Genomic DNA, 1,162 nt, shown 5'->3' with positions numbered 1-1,162 from the left:
CCATCGGGGAATTCGCCTCATCAACGCTGGCCAACCGCATGGTGCGCCAGTCTACCGTTCGGTCTTACATGCAAGCTCTCAGGCTGCTGGGACTGCACGAGACCCCGATGAGCGCTCTGTCTCTCCAACTGCTGTTCTCCACACTGGAGACGGTCACCAACATCAACACGCGCCGTAAGTACACAGTCGCACTACGTGCCATCTTCCGGGATGAGCTTCCGGGCATCAAGGGACTGAAAATTCCCAAGGCAGTGCCGAGGGAATACGACCTCCCCACGGAAGAGACGCTTCGGTTCATCCTCATGATGTCGCCCTTTGAATTCTATGGGTTGCTCATGATGTACGGCGGTCTGCGTATCGGTGAGGCTGTAGCCATCACGCCAAAAGACCTCAAGGGGAACATCCTCAAAGTCACCCGGCAAAGGGATGACATGGACCACTTGGTTTTGAGCAAGACCCAAGGGGATGTGGTTATCCCTAGGTGGCTCGCAGAGCGTGTAAAGGCTCACAAGCCTGAGACAGTCACAACCGGGGCCGTACGCGAGAGCCTGTGGCGGTACGGCAAGAAAGTCGGGGTTCACGTCAACCCGCACATGCTGAGGCACTGGTACGCCACACAGCTAGCCAAGAACAAGGTCTCACCCAAGGCAGCACAGAAGCAGCTACGCCACAGTGACATCAAGACGACGTTGGACTTCTACACACAGTTCAGCGGCAAAGACATCCATGACATCGTTGATGACATCTTTGGGGGGTGACATCTAGCAAACACACGAAGGCCCCGGTTCACCCGGAAACATGTCTATTGCCATAGCTACCGCCTCAAGGAGGACATCACCGTCGCCGACCTGACCGCGCGCACCTCGCACGTGGTCAGTCGCGAGGTCGACGTCATCCGCAGCCAGCTGTCCCGCAACCACGTCTCCCTGTTCGCCGGCACCGGCCGCTTCGTCAACGGCCACACCGTGGCACTGCACGAAGTGACCGGCAACAAACGGCTGTTGACTGCCGAGCACATCGTCATCGCCACGGGGACCCGGCCGGCCCGGCCGGACACCGTCGAGTTCGACAAACGCACGATCATGGACTCCGACAATGTGCTCAACCTCGAAGGCGTGCCGCGTTCCATGGTCATCATGGGTGCCGGGGTGATCGGCATGGA

1 protein-coding gene and 1 pseudogene are annotated in these 1,162 nt (G+C 58.9%); both read left to right on the top strand.

From position 1 onward, the window contains the following. A partial coding sequence (locus STRTUCAR8_RS14260) for a tyrosine-type recombinase/integrase (protein ID WP_338399701.1) occupies positions 1-758 on the top strand: 758 nt, incomplete at its 5' end. Positions 759-803: 45 nt separating this feature from the next. After that, positions 804-1,162, top strand: a pseudogene (locus tag STRTUCAR8_RS14255) (FAD-dependent oxidoreductase); the annotation flags it as partial.

Origin of the sequence: Streptomyces turgidiscabies Car8 (assembly GCF_000331005.1) — a bacterium.
Classification (GTDB): Bacteria; Actinomycetota; Actinomycetes; order Streptomycetales; family Streptomycetaceae; genus Streptomyces; species Streptomyces turgidiscabies.
The sequence above is the reverse complement of the archived record's forward strand: the minus strand, read 5'-3'. Positions and strand labels throughout refer to the sequence as shown.